14 protein-coding genes and 1 pseudogene are annotated in these 17,405 nt (G+C 60.7%); 5 read left to right on the top strand and 10 right to left on the bottom strand.

Features of this window, described 5'->3' with window-relative positions:
* Window positions 1-11: 11 nt before the first annotated feature.
* The 5 genes and pseudogenes from D9X30_RS14575 to D9X30_RS14555 all read left to right on the top strand — a co-directional run.
* A pseudogene (locus tag D9X30_RS14575) lies at window positions 12-1,469 on the top strand (copper resistance system multicopper oxidase); the annotation flags it as partial.
* On the top strand, window positions 1,469-2,533 hold the full coding sequence (locus tag D9X30_RS14570) for a copper resistance protein B (protein ID WP_228771154.1): 1,065 nt from the start codon (window positions 1,469-1,471) through the stop codon (window positions 2,531-2,533). The pseudogene D9X30_RS14575 and the gene D9X30_RS14570, both read left to right, overlap by 1 nt.
* 40 nt (window positions 2,534-2,573) lie before the next feature.
* Complete coding sequence (gene copC / locus D9X30_RS14565) at window positions 2,574-2,951, top strand: copper homeostasis periplasmic binding protein CopC (protein WP_153950431.1); 378 nt, start codon at window positions 2,574-2,576, stop codon at window positions 2,949-2,951.
* 4 nt (window positions 2,952-2,955) lie between these two features.
* On the top strand, window positions 2,956-3,879 hold the full coding sequence (copD, locus tag D9X30_RS14560; RefSeq protein ID WP_153950428.1) for a copper homeostasis membrane protein CopD: 924 nt from the start codon (window positions 2,956-2,958) through the stop codon (window positions 3,877-3,879).
* A 115-nt stretch (window positions 3,880-3,994) separates the two neighbouring features.
* On the top strand, window positions 3,995-6,700 hold the full coding sequence (locus D9X30_RS14555; protein WP_283780791.1) for a heavy metal translocating P-type ATPase: 2,706 nt from the start codon (window positions 3,995-3,997) through the stop codon (window positions 6,698-6,700).
* A 65-nt stretch (window positions 6,701-6,765) separates the two neighbouring features.
* On the opposite strand, the gene D9X30_RS14550 is transcribed toward D9X30_RS14555, so the two are convergent.
* The 10 genes from D9X30_RS14550 to D9X30_RS14500 all read right to left on the bottom strand — a co-directional run.
* The gene (locus D9X30_RS14550; protein ID WP_153950420.1) at window positions 6,766-7,032 is read right to left on the bottom strand and encodes a DUF5676 family membrane protein; all 267 of its coding nucleotides are present in this window, start codon (window positions 7,030-7,032) and stop codon (window positions 6,766-6,768) included.
* A 37-nt stretch (window positions 7,033-7,069) separates the two neighbouring features.
* Window positions 7,070-7,735: a methyltransferase family protein gene (locus tag D9X30_RS14545; RefSeq protein ID WP_153950419.1), complete on the bottom strand. Its 666-nt coding sequence runs from the start codon at window positions 7,733-7,735 to the stop codon at window positions 7,070-7,072.
* On the bottom strand, window positions 7,735-7,995 hold the full coding sequence (locus tag D9X30_RS14540; RefSeq protein ID WP_153950418.1) for a DUF2933 domain-containing protein: 261 nt from the start codon (window positions 7,993-7,995) through the stop codon (window positions 7,735-7,737). Before D9X30_RS14540 ends, D9X30_RS14545 begins: the two co-directional genes overlap by 1 nt.
* Before the next feature lie 1,094 nt (window positions 7,996-9,089).
* A complete protein-coding gene (locus D9X30_RS14530; protein WP_153950417.1) occupies window positions 9,090-9,443 on the bottom strand; it encodes a copper-binding protein in 354 nt (117 codons plus the stop codon).
* Window positions 9,440-12,610, bottom strand: a complete 3,171-nt coding sequence (locus tag D9X30_RS14525; RefSeq protein ID WP_153950416.1) for an efflux RND transporter permease subunit — start codon at window positions 12,608-12,610, stop codon at window positions 9,440-9,442. The genes D9X30_RS14530 and D9X30_RS14525 overlap by 4 nt, the downstream gene beginning before the upstream one ends.
* Window positions 12,607-14,133 (bottom strand): efflux RND transporter periplasmic adaptor subunit, encoded by a 1,527-nt coding sequence (locus D9X30_RS14520; protein WP_153950415.1) that lies wholly within the window; start codon window positions 14,131-14,133, stop codon window positions 12,607-12,609. Before D9X30_RS14520 ends, D9X30_RS14525 begins: the two co-directional genes overlap by 4 nt.
* Complete coding sequence (locus tag D9X30_RS14515; RefSeq protein ID WP_153950414.1) at window positions 14,130-15,431, bottom strand: TolC family protein; 1,302 nt, start codon at window positions 15,429-15,431, stop codon at window positions 14,130-14,132. The genes D9X30_RS14520 and D9X30_RS14515 overlap by 4 nt, the downstream gene beginning before the upstream one ends.
* Before the next feature lie 72 nt (window positions 15,432-15,503).
* A complete protein-coding gene (locus D9X30_RS14510; RefSeq protein WP_153950413.1) occupies window positions 15,504-15,935 on the bottom strand; it encodes a copper resistance protein in 432 nt (143 codons plus the stop codon).
* A 92-nt stretch (window positions 15,936-16,027) separates the two neighbouring features.
* Window positions 16,028-16,495, bottom strand: coding sequence for a hypothetical protein (locus D9X30_RS14505; protein ID WP_153950412.1), 468 nt, complete (start codon window positions 16,493-16,495; stop codon window positions 16,028-16,030).
* A gap of 640 nt (window positions 16,496-17,135) precedes the next feature.
* Window positions 17,136-17,405: integrase core domain-containing protein (locus D9X30_RS14500; protein ID WP_153950411.1), on the bottom strand; the 270-nt coding region annotated here is incomplete at its 5' end.

The raw sequence follows: 17,405 nt of genomic DNA, 5'->3' as shown, positions 1-17,405 counted from the left end.
CGAACGAAGGNGTGGAACAGACCGGTAGCTATTGGTATCACTCGCATTCCGGATTCCAGGAGATGACGGGCGTCTATGGCGCCCTGATCATCGAAGGTGATACGGACCCCGTACGCGCCGACCGGGATTACTCTGTCCTGCTCTCGGACTGGACGGACGAGGATCCAATGCGGGTTCTCTCCAAGCTTAAGGTTCAAAGCGACTACTACAACTACAACCAACCCACGGCGCTCGACTTCTTCCGCGACGTCTCGAACGAAGGTATTAAGGCGGCGCTGGACAAGCGGAAGATGTGGAATCAGATGCGGATGAATCCCACAGATCTGGCCGATCTGTCTGCAGCGACGCTCACCTATCTGATGAACGGCGTCACGCCGTCCGGCAACTGGACGGGGCTGTTCCGGCCGGGCGAGAAGATTCGCTTGCGCTTTGTCAACGGTGCAGGCAACACGTTCTATGACGTTCGCATTCCGGGGCTCAAGCTCAAAGTCGTTCAAGTCGATGGGCAGAACATTGATCCCGTTACGGTCGATGAATTCCGATTCGGGCCGGGAGAAACCTGCGACGTCCTGGTGGAGCCTACAGAGGAGGCGCACACGATTTTCGCGCAGTCGATGGATCGGACAGGCTTTGCCCGCGGCACACTGGCATCCCGCGACGGACTCGTGGCGCCCGTCCCTGCTCTTGACCCAGTGAAATGGCTCACCATGGCCGACATGATGGGGAGCATGGACCACGGCTCCATGGGGCACGGTGGTATGGCCGGCATGGACCACACCGCCATGGGACACGCTGGAATGGCCGGCATGGACCATAGCGCCATGGGGCAAGGCGGAATGGCCGGCATGGACCATAGCCAACACGGCGGCATGGCAATGGACCATAGCCAAAGCGCTTCGTCTGGCATGCACAACATGGCTGGGATGGATCCCCTTAGGGTTCCGAGCACCAAGGCACGGCATGCCCGCACGGAATATGGAGCCAGCACCGACATGCGCGTCGACATGGCACGCACGAATCTAGATGATCCGGGAATCGGCCTGCGCGATAACGGTCGCCGTGTCTTGACGCTCTCGGACCAGCACACCATCGGAGGTCCCATGGATGCGCGTGGGCCGGGACGCGAAGTAGAACTGCATCTGACGGGCAATATGGAACGCTATAGCTGGTCGTTCGACGGTGTGGAGTTTGGAAAATCGACGCCGGTGTTCTTCAAGTACGGCGAGCGCCTGCGGGTCATCCTACACAACGACACGATGATGACGCACCCCATGCATCTGCATGGGATGTGGAGTGAGCTCGAGGCGCCGGACGGCTCATTCCAGGCAAGACGGCATACGATCCCAGTTCAGCCGGCGCAGCGCATCAGTTTTCTCGTGACCGCCGATGCGCTCGGCCGCTGGGCGTGGCATTGCCACCTCATGCTGCATATGGATGCGGGAATGTTCCGAGAAGTGGTGGTCGCGTGATGTCTCATATCAAAGGAAATTCCCGCGTGCACACATACAGGTCATCGCTTCTCGTTGCGCTACTGATCGCTACCGGCATGGCGCCGGCGTGGGCGCAGCACTCCCACGAGGACCACGGTTCCTCGCGCGACGCTGCCGGAGCGCCGGCCACGCCGAAAGCGGAGAGCTCGCCGTCGGCCGCCATGGAAGGCATGGATCATGGTGGCATGCAAAGCATGGGGGGCGAGGACATGCAGACCATGGATGGAGACCAAATCCAGACCATGGAAGAAGGCGCAACCCCACCCACGTCGATGGATCATGGCGACATGAATATGCAAGGGGGCAAGGCGCCGCCTGACGCCAGGGACCCAGATGCCTATTCGGGTGGGTATCAACTGGGCGCCGGGCAATACGCACTTGGCCCGCATCGTCAGCTTCATATGGCAGACGAGCACACCTTCGCGTCGATCCTGGTGGATCGACTCGAATGGTCGCACGGTAGCGACAGCAATGCCGCCTCGTATGAAGCCCAGGCCTGGTTCGGTAGTACATACAACAAGTTCGTGATCAAGGCCGAAGGGGAGGCCGAGAAAGGCAAGGTTCATGACGCTCGCACCGAACTACTGTGGGGCCATGCCATTGCCACTTACTGGGACACCCAACTCGGTGTGCGCAATGATTCAGGTTACGGACGTCCGGCGCGCAATTGGCTCGCATTCGGCGTACAAGGCCTCGCTCCCTACTGGTTCGAAGTCGATGCTACCGGTTATGTCGGAACGGAAGGTCGCACCGCCCTGAGACTGTCCGCCGAGTATGAGTTGCTCATTACCCAGCGCCTTATCCTGCAGCCGCGTATTGAAGCCAACGTGTATGGAAAGAACGATCCTGCTACCGGCGTCGGCAGCGGGCTTTCGAATGGCGCCGTTGGCCTCCGGTTGCGGTACGAGTTCAGCCGTCAGTTCGCGCCCTATATCGGCGTGGAGCGTTATCAAACATTCGGCAACACTGCCGATATGGTCCGTTCATCAGGCGGACGTAGCGGTGAGACCCGTTTCGTCGCTGGTGTACGTGTCTGGTTCTAAAAATTCAGCCCCCAACTTCAAAGGAAGTCCAGTGAAGTCCATGATGTCAGTAGCAAAGCCCCTACTCGCGGTTGCGACGCTTCTTGCCAGCGCCGCAGCATTTGCCCATCCCAAGTTGGTCAGTTCGACGCCGGCTGACGGCACGGAAGGACCGGCGCCGCAGAAAATCGAACTTCAATTCTCCGAGAACCTGACCAAGCAATTCTCCGGCGCGAGCCTTGTCATGACAGGCATGCCGGGCATGAGTGATCACGCGCCCATGAAGGTTGCCGCTTCGGTTTCGGGTGCGGACGACCCGAAGACAATGGTCATTACGCCCAAAAGCCCCCTCGTCGCGGGTAGCTACCGTGTGGAGTGGCGGGCGGTTTCTTCGGATACGCACCCGGTCAATGGCGTCGTGAACTTTAAAGTGAAATAAGCCCATGCAGGTCGAATGGCAAAGTATCCTGGTGCGGCTCCTCCTGTATCTGGACTTGATGTTGGTGTTCGGCCTGCCGCTCTTCGCGGGCTACTCATTGCGCCGGAATGAGTTGCGTTCGGAAGTCGCCTGCGGGTATCTCAGATGGTCTGTTGTGGCCTGTGTTGCGGGCATCTTTTTATCACTGGTCGGCATGGCGGTCATGGCGAAATCCATGACAGGTGCCACCGCGTATTTGGAACTAAGCGCACACGTCTTCGAGATGATGATCGCGGGCACGGACTTTGGCATCGCCTGGATTGCTCGCCTAGTCGCATTGAGTCTCTATATCGCCGGCGCGATCGCTCTGCGGAGGCGGCCGGTCATGCAGGTTTTTGCCTTGGCACTTACTGGCGCAGTGGCATTGTCCACCTTGGCGTGGGCGGGCCACGGCGCGATGGATGACGGCGATCTCCGCGTCATACACTTGCTGGTCGATGTGGCACACCTTCTGGCTGCTGGAGGGTGGGTGGGCGCGTTGGTAGCATTTGTGATGCTCGCACGTTCAGCCCGGGCTGGTACCGTGCCGTTAGGACTATTGGCGCGAACAGGGGACGACTTCGCCAAATTGGGAAGCATAATAGTCGTGACACTTGTCGTCACCGGTGCGGCAAATTTTTGGCTCATTGCCGGGGTGCCGTCGATGGCGGTAGCTGTCACGCCCTATGGCATTTTCCTGTCGATGAAGCTTGCGTTCTTCGTGGTCATGGTGGGTATGGCTACCATGAACCGATATCGGTTAGTGCCAAGGCTCGCCGCGGAGGTGGACTCCCCAACCGCGTCGGTCGCGGCAGATGCACTACGTAGAAGCCTGCATTCCGAACTTGCGATTGGCTTGTTGGTTGTTACGGTGGTAGCGTTTTTAGGCGTACTGTCTCCCGAGGGATGATTCTCCGCAGCGACAGTCTTTCACGTAGGAGACTATGCCGGCGACGATAGTCTCCTTTCCAAGACCTTCGGTTTAGGTTGGTCGCCCATCCATGGATCTTGAAGGAGCACGCTGAATGGACCGTAATAAGGCAGCCGCTTCACATGCCGGAGAAGACAACCATAACGGCTGTTCTCACGATGCGGGCGGTCATTTGCACGACCATTCTCCTGGCAGGGACGGTCACCGGACCGCCCATCATCCATCCGAAACTGCCGGGCCGGCCGCGCTAAAAGACCCAGTATGCGGTATGGCCGTGACAGCCGACTCAGAATTTCATCTGGAGCTTGCAGGCGCGACCTACTACTTCTGCAGTGCTTCGTGCGAGTCCAAGTTTCAAGCCGACCCTGGGAAGTTTGTCCAAACCGCTGCGCGAGCAGAGGATGTGCCAGCGCTAGCGGGCACCATATATACCTGCCCGATGCATCCCGAAATCCGGTGGGATCATCCGGGAAACTGCCCCAAGTGCGGCATGACCCTTGAGCCGCTGATGCCGGGGCTAGACGACGAGGAAAACCCCGAGCTCGCCGATTTTCGTCGCCGTTTCTGGTGGACGTTGCCTCTTACGGTCGTGGCGTTCATTTTGGCGATGTTCGGCCACAGGCTGGGTTGGATGGAGGCCACCACTCAGAGTTGGGTCGAGTTGGCGTTGGCGACTCCTGTCGTGCTGTGGGCCGGCCTGCCGTTCTTTGAACGCTGCGCCCGCTCATTCATCAATCGCAGTCCGAACATGTGGACGCTCATCGGACTGGGCACCGGTGCCGCATACATCTACAGCGTTATCGCTACCGTCATGCCCGGCGCGTTTCCGGACGCCTTCAGCGAGCACGGGCGAGTTGGTGTCTATTTCGAGGCCGCAGCGGTCATCATTTCCCTCACGCTAATGGGACAGCTTCTCGAGCTCAAGGCGCGTAGCCAGACATCGGCGGCTATCAAGTCCTTGCTGGGCCTGGCACCCAAGACCGCGCGCCGCATCAGACCGGATGGCATGGAGGAGGATGTTCCCCTGACGCACGTACACGTGGGAGATATGCTGCGAGTTCGTCCGGGAGAAAAAGTGCCTGTCGACGGCGTGGTCACCGAAGGTTCGAGTTCCCTGGACGAGTCGATGATTACCGGGGANGTCTATTTCGAGGCCGCAGCGGTCATCATTTCCCTCACGCTAATGGGACAGCTTCTCGAGCTCAAGGCGCGTAGCCAGACATCGGCGGCTATCAAGTCCTTGCTGGGCCTGGCACCCAAGACCGCGCGCCGCATCAGACCGGATGGCATGGAGGAGGATGTTCCCCTGACGCACGTACACGTGGGAGATATGCTGCGAGTTCGTCCGGGAGAAAAAGTGCCTGTCGACGGCGTGGTCACCGAAGGTTCGAGTTCCCTGGACGAGTCGATGATTACCGGGGAGCCAATTCCGGTGACCAAACAGGTTGGTGACCACGTCATCGGTGCCACGATGAACACCACGGGCAGTCTCGTCATCAAATCCGAGAAGGTGGGTTCGCAGACTGTCCTGTCGCAAATTGTCCAGATGGTGGCTCAGGCGCAGCGGTCCCGCGCACCCATGCAGCGCATGGCCGATCAGGTATCCGGCGTGTTTGTACTGGCCGTCATTGGTATTGCGTCGCTGACACTATTCGTCTGGGGGCTCTTCGGGCCCGAGCCTGGCTGGGTGTTTGGCCTCATCAACGCAGTATCCGTTCTTATTATCGCGTGTCCGTGCGCATTGGGTCTGGCCACGCCGATGTCGATCATGGTCGCGAGCGGCAAAGGCGCGTCGAATGGTGTTTTGTTCCGGGATGCCGCAGCGATCGAGAACCTTCGGAAAGTAGACACACTCATTGTCGACAAGACTGGGACCTTAACTGAAGGCCGGCCGGCATTCGATCAAGCAATGGGCGTCGATGGATTCGGCGAAGATGAAGTGCTCAGGCTGGCAGCGAGTCTGGATCAAGGCAGTGAGCACCCGCTCGCGGCTGCCATTGTCGCTGCGGCGCGCGAGCGCGGCCTGGGGCTCGAAAAGACCGAAGGCTTCGAATCGGGGACCGGTATCGGTGTACGGGGCATGGTCGGTGGACGCAGGCTTGCCTTAGGTAATACGGCTCTGATGCAAGCAGAGGGCGTCTCTACCGCCGCGCTGGCCAAAGACGCTGACACGCTGCGTGCCCGGGGTGCCAGTGTCATGTACCTGGCTGTGGACGGCACGCTAGCCGGTATTTTGGCCGTGTCGGATCCCGTGAAGTCCACCACGCCAGAGGCTCTCGCGAGCCTCCGGGACGAGGGTATCCATGTCGTCATGGCGACGGGTGATGGGGTGAAAACCGCCCGAGCGGTCGCAGAGAAGCTCGGCATCAAGGAGGTTTTTGGAGAAGTGAAACCCGCAGACAAGTTGGCATTGGTGTCGAAGCTGCAGGCAGAGGGGAAGGTTGTGGCGATGGCCGGAGACGGTATCAACGATGCCCCGGCACTCGCCAAAGCGGATGTCGGTATTGCGATGGGAACTGGCACGGACGTTGCCATGAACAGCGCGCAGGTCACCCTCGTAAAGGGGGATCTGCGGGGCATCGCCCGGGCTCGGCAGTTGTCCGAGAGCACAATTCGGAATATGAAGCAAAATCTCGGTTTTGCATTCGTCTACAACGCCTTGGGAGTTCCTCTTGCTGCGGGGGCGTTGTACGCCTCCACCGGCATGTTGCTGTCCCCCATGATTGCCGCGCTGGCGATGAGCTTGAGCTCTGCTTCCGTGGTCGCAAATGCTTTGCGGCTGAGCAATGCGAAGATTTGACGCACGAAGAGCCGTCTTTTGAGGCGGATGGGTCGTGAGACGCGGGGCTCGCAGGGACGACGCACTCAGGCTCTACGTTCCAGCCGCTTCTGGATCCATAAAAAAAGCGCGCCGGCAGCGAAGAGCCAGACTGCCGAGACTACCGCCGGATAGATGAGCGAGCACCATGAAAGCGCTCGCTCAGCCTGAAGGCGCCGGAAGTCAAGTCCATGAAAAAGCGCGTTCATGAAGTCTAGGAAGGGCTCGGGAAACGACAGCCACAGCAGCGTACACAGAGCGTAAAAGAGCACAACGGTGGCCGCCAGGGCGGCTCCTGTTTTCAAATGCGTCATGACGAACACCGGATGCACGTGCGGCCCCAAGAGGGAGTCAGCTTGGTTGTTTCCCAGGCGCATAGCCAGCACGGAGACGGGGAAGGAACCCGGGAGCTCGGTGACGGTAGGCTTCGTACTCTTGCCCGAACTCAGCCAGCGCATCCTGCTCCTCCGTTCGTGCAAGCCGTACATACATCCAGACCAGCACCGGGAACATTGCCAGTGTGAGGATGGTCGGCCATTGCAGCAAAAAGCCAAGCATGATCAGTACGAATGCGAGATATTGCGGGTGGCGCATGCGTGCGTATAAGCCAGTTGTCGCCAGACGTTGCTGCTGCTGTGCGGCGTACAGGACGCGCCATGCAGAAGACAACATGATGAAGCCACCAAAGATCAGAAGGTTGCTTGCGATATGAAACGGTCCCAGGTGGGGGTTCTCACGCCATCCAAATAGCATCTCGGGAAGATGGCCCGCGTCGTGGGATAGAAAGTCGATGCCCGGAAACTTTGCCGAGAGCCACGGCAGCAGGAAATATATCGTCAAAGGAATGCCGTACATCTCGGTGAATAGCGCCACAATGAACGCCGAGAATGCGCCAAACGAGCGCCAGTCACGCGGTGTCTTCGGCTTGGTGAAGCTGAAGGCAAAGATGATGAAGATGGCGGAGTTGATAAACACCAACGACCATAAGCCGTAGCTGGGTTGCGTCCCGTTTTGCATCATCGCGCTCCTTTCTGATCCACATCCGTGGACTTTTGCTCGTGGCCGCGACTATGCCCATGCCCCCCGTGCATGAACAAATGCATCAAAGGGCAAGCAGCCAGTAGTAGGTATGGCAGGAATTGAACAAGGTGTGCGCGGTGTTCAGTCCACAGGAAGTAGGCAATGACGAGAAGAAAGCCGATCGTGACCAGTCTTGACCTGGAAACAGGGCGACGCGAGTCTGCCGGCCGCTCGGTATTGCTATCGGCGCTTTTCATGCATCCCCCTCCGGCTCAAAAGCCGAGATTCGGCTACGTCTGGTGGCAGTCGGAACAGCAATGAGGTCGATAGCGTAGCTACCGACGCCTTTTTATCGTCAGCGAGGACCGGTCGATTTCAGGCGTCGGAGCTAGCGGTGTTCGGCCTGCTACATTCGGAATCATGTCGTTGAGCATCCAAAATCGCTCTCTGTAGTTTCGTCCACTAGCGAATCTGGTGTTTGACACTAGTCAAAAGGTCGTGAGATTGGCGCCCTTCGCACGGCGTGAACATCGGAGCATTCTCTTTCCCAACGGAGTGGATTCGCCGTAGAGAAGCCAGTGTGGCTTGTACACCCCGTTCCTGGCGGGCGACTTACGCGGGTTTTGCAGCGGGATGGCCGAATTGTCGAATGGTCAACAGCATGAGAATGGCGCCGATGCCCAGGGCGACAGTGCCTGTGCAACACCGTGCGGGGACTATCAGGATGCCCTGCCGGTGCCCGTACCCGTGCGGTCCCAAGATGACCAAGGGCAGCATTCCCTTTGCGCCGATGGACTAAGAATCAACTCGCTTCCGCCAAGCCATCTCGCGTCCACGGTATCCCTGCTTTCGCTCAGGGCGTGGGGCGGTGCAGTGCGTCAGCTACGGAGAGGTGCGGCCGCTCGGTCATCTACTGGCCACTGTCCCAACAGTGCGTTGCGCCAGCGACAGGAAATCTGGCGATGACGGTTTCGTACGCCACTTGTGTGTCCGCCAAATCACGGCTGCGCACAGTATCTACCGCCTGCCGAGTAACCGACGGGTCGCATTCGATCGTATTGTCTGGATTGGCTTACTTGCGGCTCGTCCTCGGTTTGCGACGCCCCCGGCGCGGGCGAACGACCTGTGTGGATGCACGCCGGCGGCGAGGACCATACAGGCGTCTGAGATACCAGGCGAACCAACAAACGGTACAGAATGTCAGCGCCAGGGCGATCAGGATCACCGTAACGACGTCGGATGGCAGGTAGAGTGGTCGCATCAGTCGGGACGCTCGGCCTCATGTCGGGGATGCATCGGATTGCCCGACAATTGCATGCCGCCGAATGCGGCGACACGCAATTGAGCGCGCTTACCGTCGCTGCATGTCTACGACGGTCGGCGCGCCATTGACCTTGTCGAACGTCACTGATACCGCGTCGCCGTCCTTGAAGTTCTTCAGCGAAGCACGGTCCTTGACCGGAAACGCCATCACCATGGCGGGCATGCCGAGGTTTTCGATCGGGCCGTGCTTAAGCGTGACCTTACCGGCCTTCGCATCGATATTCTTGACCTCCGCCGCGACAGGGTGCGGCGCCTGTTGCGACGCGGCAGACGGCTTCATGTCCGTGCTTTTCATGTCCATGCCGTCCATGGATCCGGCTGCGAACGCGGTGGGGGCCGCAGCGAGTGCAAGCGTGAGTGCGAGAACCTTGACGTGTTTCATTGCGATTCCTCCTGAAGTGAGGGGTGGGTGGGTTGTGAAATAGGCTTTGTCTGGCGCTTGCGTATGAGCAGGTACACCGCCGGGACAACAAAGAGGGAAAGCAGGGGTGCGGTCACCATGCCACCGACCATCGGGGCGGCAATGCGCTGCATGACTTCGGAGCCTGTCCCATGCGACCACATGATGGGGATCAGGCCAGCGAGAATGACGGCGACGGTCATGGCCTTGGGGCGCACGCGCAGCACCGCGCCTTCCTGGATGGCTTCCAGCAGCGCGGACAGGCTGGTTTCTCCCCTGTTCTCGCGTTCGCCCCAGGCTTGCTTCAGGTAGAGCAGCATGATGACGCCGAACTCGGCAGCGACGCCGGCCAGGGCGATGAAGCCGACGACGCCGGCCACAGAGAGGTTGTAGCCCAGCGCATAGAGCAGCCAGAAGCCGCCGATGAGCGCCAGCGGCAGTGTGCCCATGATGAGCAGCGCTTCGTCCAGGCGACCGAACACCAGGTAGAGCAACACGAAGATGATCAGCAGCGTGAATGGCACCACTACCTTGAGCTTCTCGGTGGCACGCTCCAGGTATTCGAACTGTCCCGACCAGCTGAGGGAATAGCCCGCCGGCATCGGCACCGCCTTGGCCACCACCGCTTGCATGTCCTGGACGGCGGAGCGAAGATCGCGTCCACGAATGTCCACGTATATCCAGCCGGACAGGCGGGCGTTTTCGCTGCGCAGCATCGGTGGGCCCTGCACCACCTCAAGGCGCGCCACGTCGGAAAGCGTAATTTGCTGGCCCCTGCCAGTGACAATGGGCAGGGCGCGCAATTGCTCCACCGAGTCGCGGTAGTCGCGCGGATAGCGGACATTGATTGGAAAGCGCGCCAATCCGTCGACCACCTCTCCCACGTTGTCGCCGCCGATGGCAGACGACACAATGCTCTGCACGTCATCGATGTTGAGCCCGTACCGCCCGGCCGCCATCCGGTCGATATCGACGTCGATGTAGCGCCCGCCGGATAGACGTTCGGCGAGCGCCGACGTGACCCCGGGCACCGTCTTGACGGCTTCCTCTATCCGAGTCGACAGTCGGTCGATTTCCTTCAGATCGGTGCCTGCCACCTTGATGCCAACCGGACTCTTGATGCCGGTGGCCAACATGTCGATGCGGTTGCGGATTGGCGGCACCCAGATATTGGACAGGCCTGGCACCCTCACCACGCGATCGAGCTCCTCCACCAGCTTGTCCGGCGTCATGCCGGCGCGCCACTGGTCGCGGGGCTTGAATTGGATCGTGGTCTCGAACATCTCGATGGGTGCGGGGTCGGTCGCCGAATCGGCGCGGCCCGCCTTGCCGAACACGGTGGCCACCTCTGGCACAGTTTTGATCAGGCGGTCAGTTTGCTGCAACAACTGCGCCGCCTTGCCGGTGGACAGCCCCGGCAGTGCCGAAGGCATGTAGAGCAGGTCACCCTCATCAAGGGGCGGCATGAACTCTGCGCCAATTCGCATGATCGGCCAGGCGGTCGCCACCAGCAGAACTGCTGCAACTGCGATTGTGGTCTTCGGGTAACTGAGCACCTTGGCCAGCATTGGCTGATAGGCGCGAATCAGCCATCGATTGAGCGGATTGGACCGCTCGCTGGGAATCTTGCCCCGGATCATATAGCCCATCAATACTGGCACCAGGGTCACCGACAATCCAGCGGCAGCGGCCATCGAGTACGTCTTCGTAAAGGCCAGCGGCGAAAACAGCCGCCCCTCCTGCGCCTCAAGCGTGAACACCGGAATGAACGACAGTGTAATGATCAATAGCGAGAAGAACAGCGCGGGTCCCACCTCGGCCGCCGACTCGCCGATCACGCGCCAGCGCTCATGGCCTGTCAGATCCCGCCCGGGATTGTCCGCATGCCAGTGTTCCAGATGTTTGTGCGCATTCTCGATCATGACGACCGCGGCATCGACCATGGCGCCGATGGCAATGGCTATCCCCCCAAGCGACATGATGTTGGCATTGACGCCCTGATACCGCATGACGAGGAACGCGGCCAGTACCCCCAGCGGTAGCGAAACAATAGCCACCAGAGCGGAGCGCAGGTGGAAGAGGAAGACCAGGCAGACCAGCGCGACGACGATAAACTCTTCGATCAGCTTGTGCGTCAGGTTTTCCACGGCGCGATTGATCAGGGAGGAACGATCGTAGGTGGTGACGATCTCCACACCGGCCGGCAGACTCTTCTGTAGCGTGGCAAGCTTGGCCTTGACCGCCTCGATGGTTTCGAGTGCGTTCTTGCCCGAGCGCATCACGATGACGCCACCGGCGACCTCACCCTGACCATTAAGTTCGGCGATACCGCGTCGCAACTCGGGACCAAACTGGATTGTGGCCACATCGCCAAGCCGAACTGGGATGCCCGCTTCACTGGTCACCAACGGAATTTGCCGAAAATCATCGAGCGTATTCAGGTACCCCGAGGCTCTCACCGCGTACTCGGCCTCGCCAAGCTCCAGTACAGAGCCTCCGGCCTCCTGGTTCGCGCCCTTCAACGCTTCCAAGATCCTGGCCTGGGGGATGCTGTAGGCGCGCAGCTTTTCCGGATGCAATACGACCTGATACTGTTTCACCATACCGCCGATGGGGGCTACCTCGGCAACATTCGGCAGCGACTTCAGCTCAAAACGCAGGAACCAGTCCTGTAGCGCGCGCAACTGTGAGAGGTCGTGCCGCCCGGTCTTGTCCACCAGCGTGTATTCGTAGATCCAGCCTACGCCGGTGGCATCCGGTCCCAGTGCTGGTTTGGTGGCTGCCGGCAGGCGTGACTGCACCTGATTCAGGTACTCCAGCACGCGGGAGCGCGCCCAGTACGGATCGGTGCCGTCCTCGAACAGGACATAGACAAACGAGTCGCCGAAGAACGAGTATCCGCGCACGGTCTTGGCACCTGGCACGGACAGCATCGTGGTGGTGAGTGGATAGGTGACCTGGTTCTCGACAATTTGGGGCGCCTGGCCGGGGAATGGTGTGCGGATGATCACCTGCACATCGGACAGGTCCGGCAACGCGTCGAGCGGTGTACTTCGTACCGCCCACAATCCCCACGCGGTGAGCATGACCGTTGCCAGTAGCACCAGGAAGCGGTTGCGTATCGACGCCAGGATGATGCGCGCGATCATGGCTTGACTCCCTCGGCGCCAGCCGGCTGCACCGACGATAGCGTAGCGGCACCGTCCTGGTCCAGTCGGAAGCGGAACCGGATGCGATCGCCAGGCTTCAATCCCTTAAGCATGGCAGCGTCATGCGTGGCGAAATCCATCGTCATGGCGCCCCACTGCGCCGAGGGAATCGGTCCGTGCGAGATCGTCAGGCCCGCAGGATTTACGGCTTCGATACGACCGGTACCCTCATGCTCCAGCGCAGCCGCGGCGGGCGCGGATGCACTGGCCGGCGATGCCAGTCGGTCCGACGTGCCGCGCAGGCTGGCTTCGGAATCGATCAGGAACTGACCCGAGGTCACGACCTTTTGCCCGGCGTGCAGTCCGGAAAGGACTTCGGTCATGCCGCCGGATTCACGGCCTGTGCGGATTTCGGTGCTCACGTAGCCCTGGGAGCCAGCATCGACCATGACGACGTTACGCTGGCCGGTGCGAATCACAGCCTCGGATGGAATCTGCAGGACGTCCTCGCGATCGCCGCTGTCGAACCTCACGTTGGCAAACATGCCGGGCACCAGCCGGCGCTGCTTGTTGGGCAGTACGATGCGGACCTTGAGGGTGCGCGTGGCGGGATTGACGTCGGGCAGGATCGCATCGACCTTGCCGGCCACGGGTTCCGGCGCGGCGGTGGCCAATACCGTGACGGACTGTCCGGGTATGATTCCGCGCGCCTGGGCCTCGGGTACTTCGGCAATCACCCACACCTGCCCAAGATCCGCCAACTTGAAGAGTGTCATACCAGGGCTGACCGTCATGCCCTCGCGTACCGCAATTTCTGTGACCACACCGTCGAGCGGACTGGAGATGCTCTGGCTCGTCTGCAGCTTGCCGGAACGGACGACTGCATCGGCTTGGCCTGGCGTCATGCCGGCCTGCCTCATGCGCGCTTTTGCCGCATCTGTCAGATCGCCCTGTACTCCTTGGGGCATTCGCGCCACGGCCAGGTACTCCTCCTGTGCCGCCACCCAGTCGGGGGCGTAGAGGGAGACCAATGTCTGACCCTTTCGCACGGGGTCGAGCGTGGCTCGCACGCCTAATTGCTGGATGAAGCCGGTGGTGCGCGCCTGAATGACCTGGACGCTGCGCTCGTCAATCGTCACATTGCCGGGTGCCTCAAGCACTGTGCCCATGCGTGCTGCCTTCACCTCCGCTGTGCGGAGCCCGAGGTTCTGGGCCACACGGCTGTCGATGGAGACCCCGTTGCCCCCTGCACCGTCGCCATCGGCATAGACCGGCACCAGTTGCATGTCCATGAAAGGCGATTTGCCTGGCTTGTCGAAGCGCTGGCCCGGCACCATCGGGTCGTGCCAGTAGAGAACCTTCTTACCCGTCTGCGGATCGACATCGCCGGTTTTCGATGTCGCACCCGTCTCCGGTTTGCCTAGCATGTTTGACGTTCCTTGCGAAACCCCGAAGCGATAGCCGGCAAATCCGGCCGCGCCGATCAGCACCAGGCACGCCGCGGCGATTTTCAGTCGAGTCATTTGAAATCCTTGGTGGCCGATTCGGTCTGTGCGGTCGGCAGGGGCGTCAGGAAAGTGAGCTCGGCCCAGAGTTTTGTCGTGCGTTGCTCCAGCGCCAGCCGCTCCAATGCGGTATCGATGGCACGGTGATTGGCTTCCGCCACGGCCAGCAACGACCCGGTATTGGCTCGATAGGCTGTCAGCGCGGCTTCTGCCTGTGCATTGGCAAGCGGCAACGTGGCGTCGTCATAGCGCTTGAGGCGTTCCAGGTTGCGACGCAACTCGGCAAGGCGCATACCGACAGCTGCGTCCGTATTGCGCTGAACGATCTCGGCCTTCGCGCGCGCCTCCGTGGCCTGTGCGAGACGCGCGGACACTTCACGATCCTGCCGGTTGGCGCGATCCCATGGCAGCGGAAAGCTTACGTTGACCGATGCGAGGTTTGAGTAAGCTGAGCCACGCTGGCTATACATCAACTCGACCGAGATATCGGGCTTGCGTGATTCGTCCGCCACGCGCACTTCGCTCTCCGCAAGGGTAACGTCGCGCTGGGCTGCGACGATCTCCGGCACGCCGTCGTAGCGCGTACGGATGAGTTGCTCGACGCGATTCGGTACGATTAGCGCAGGCCGCTCGCCGAGCGGACGCGTGGCGTCAGCGCCGATCCAGCGTGAAAGATTGACGGTGGCGGTATCGAGTGCCGCCTGATTCTCGCCTTCACGGTCCCGCAGTTTCTGCACTTCCAGTTGCGCGGACAGCACGTCGGCACGCGTTCCGCGGCCGCTGCGGTAGGCCGCAGTGGCGGCTTCAAGCGCCAGGCTCAACGGATGCGAGTGGTGGCCAAGCAGCGCCGCCGCCTGCTCGGCGTACCAGCGATCGATCCACGCGGCGACGGCGTTGCGTTGGACATTGGTCACACCCACCAGGCGCCGCGCATCGGCGGAAGCGGATTCGGCCTCGAAGCGGGCGGTGCGCGCCCGCCGCTTGTCAGCCCGCGTGAATTCCTGCAATACGCTGATCGAGCGAGTGGTCATGGAATCTCGACTCAGCGAACCTTTGTCGGACCCATTGACGGGAACATCATTCAGCCCGACTTTGAGCACGGGGTCCGGCAACTGGCCGGCAGCAACTGCCTGTTGCACGGCCGCTTCGATGGCACCGTGCGAATTCTCGGCGTCATTCGCATGCGCCGTTGCCAGTGCGGCGACTTCTTCTATGGATAGGGCGGGTGCGGCAGGCGGCGACGCGGCAAGCGACGCCGACATGCCGAGGGCGGACGCGCACAGGAGCGCCAGCCTTAGGCAACGAGGGAATGACATAAAGCCTCCGGAAACAACGACCACCGCTCCTGATGGATAGGGAGCGACAAGGAAGTGGCGTGGCTTCGGAGGCTAAGTGCGGAAACAGCAGTGAAGAATGGTGTGCGGAGGTGGCGGCGCGCGCGGCTGCGTCTGTGCATGCCGGGCGAAGACTGGCGTGGCATCCAACGCGGGAGTTGCGACGATGATGCTCGCGAGGACCGGGATAAATGCCGGAATCTGTGGCGCAGAGTGATCGGCGTGCTTGAAATCGGCCTGACAATGGCCCATGCAAAGCGCCTTCTGACCGTCGCTCTGCGTAGCATCCTGCTCGGCCATGTCGGCGCAGGACACCATGGCTTCCATCGGCTGTTCCGCTGGCTCGTGCACGCCCATCGCGCAGGCGTAGGCGGCCGTTGCCAGTTGAACTGACAGGAACACAATTAGAAGGAATCCGGCAATCCATGAATGCCGGCGGGCCAAGTAACGCACGATGGTGGAGGATCTCAAAGCAACGCCAAGCATAACTGCTTTTTGATGGATTGCAATAGCGAAGCGTCAGGCACACCGGCAGTGATGGGCTGCCGGCGCGTCCAAGCTACAAGACGAGGGGCGCGTTATGCCAGCGATGACGCATCGATGACGCGCGCGCCATCGGTGTACGGATCGCGGGCCCGTGCCGGTGGTGCCGATGGCCCCGTCCGGTCCATACCTGCCACGCTCAAGGCTCCGTCAGTGAAGACGTTGCGCTGCTCAATGCGGCCACCGTCCAGGTACGGACTCCGTTCGCCGGGGACCGAGGCAAGCGCGTTGCCCCATGTGCGGTTGGAGACAGTGTCTGATTCGGTGGTGGTGCCGTGTGCGTCGAGGGCATTGCTCATCCATTGCAAATGCGCATCGGACGAAGACACCCGATGCATCATCTGCATGCATTGATCCTTCATGGCCTGGTTTTCTGCGGCTGTTACATTGGCTTGATGCGCAGCCAGGCGCGCGCGCTGGATGACATCCCAATTCGGACCGGCAAAAGCAGACGTGGCGAGTCCGGCGAATACGAGGGCGGTGGCGATTCTGGCGAGATTCATGATGTTCCCCAACTAAGTGAATTGATGTTCAAACGTGCCGGGCTAGCGGGCGAAGCACAAGAAGAGGTGGCTTCGTCCTGCCCAGTGGTCAACGCGGGATGCCTGCCGTCAGGTGGTCAGGCATAGGGAAACATCAAGGCCTCAATCGGGCTGTCGCCAGATAGATTGGTACAGACGAGGTGGTTGGTACGGTTCGCAGCGCCGGCAACACTTCCTGTGCAGTCCGGGAAGACAGACGCCAGAACGGCTCGGAGATTAGCGGGGGCGCATCACCGCCAACAGGCGGATGCGGCTGTGGCGAGCTTGTGGCGATACCGCGAAGGTAGCTTGCACAAAGCGCGGGCTGATCGCCGTCTACGCAGCCAACTTGCTGCATGCTGGCCACATTGCCGCCAGCCATGTCGGTCGGGCAGACATAGGCGGCAGATGCCGAACCGGTCAGCAGCAACGCTGCGAGCCAAGTCCAGGCAATAAGGCGGCGAACGGCGATCGAGCTTTTCATTTCTTGGTGTAGTGGCGAACTGAGCGCACCTGAAGCCTAATCATTCCTACCATGGGAATGTCAAGAGCTTTATTCCGGCAGATTCCTCTTTTCGGTTTCGGTGGAGTTGACCCTGTAACTCAGGACACCCGAACACCGTTAAGTTGATGATGTTGCGGCGCGTCGGAACTCCCGAGGCGAACGATACTTCAACGCTTTATGCGGATGCCAGTCATTGTATTGCTCGAACGCGACCGTTAGCTGAGAGAGCGCGGTCGGCACGTCGGGCTTGTTCATGAACGCGATGTAATCGCGCTTCATGGTCTTGACGAAGGATTCGGCCATACCGTTGCTCTGCGGAGAACGCACCGGCGTGGTCAGTGGCTCCAGGCCCAGTTCCCGCGCGAAGCTGCGCGTACGATGGTCGAT

Origin of the sequence: Cupriavidus sp. U2, assembly GCF_009663685.2 — a bacterium.
GTDB classification, from domain to species: domain Bacteria; phylum Pseudomonadota; class Gammaproteobacteria; order Burkholderiales; family Burkholderiaceae; genus Cupriavidus; species Cupriavidus necator_C.
The sequence above is the reverse complement of the archived record's forward strand: the minus strand, read 5'-3'. Positions and strand labels throughout refer to the sequence as shown.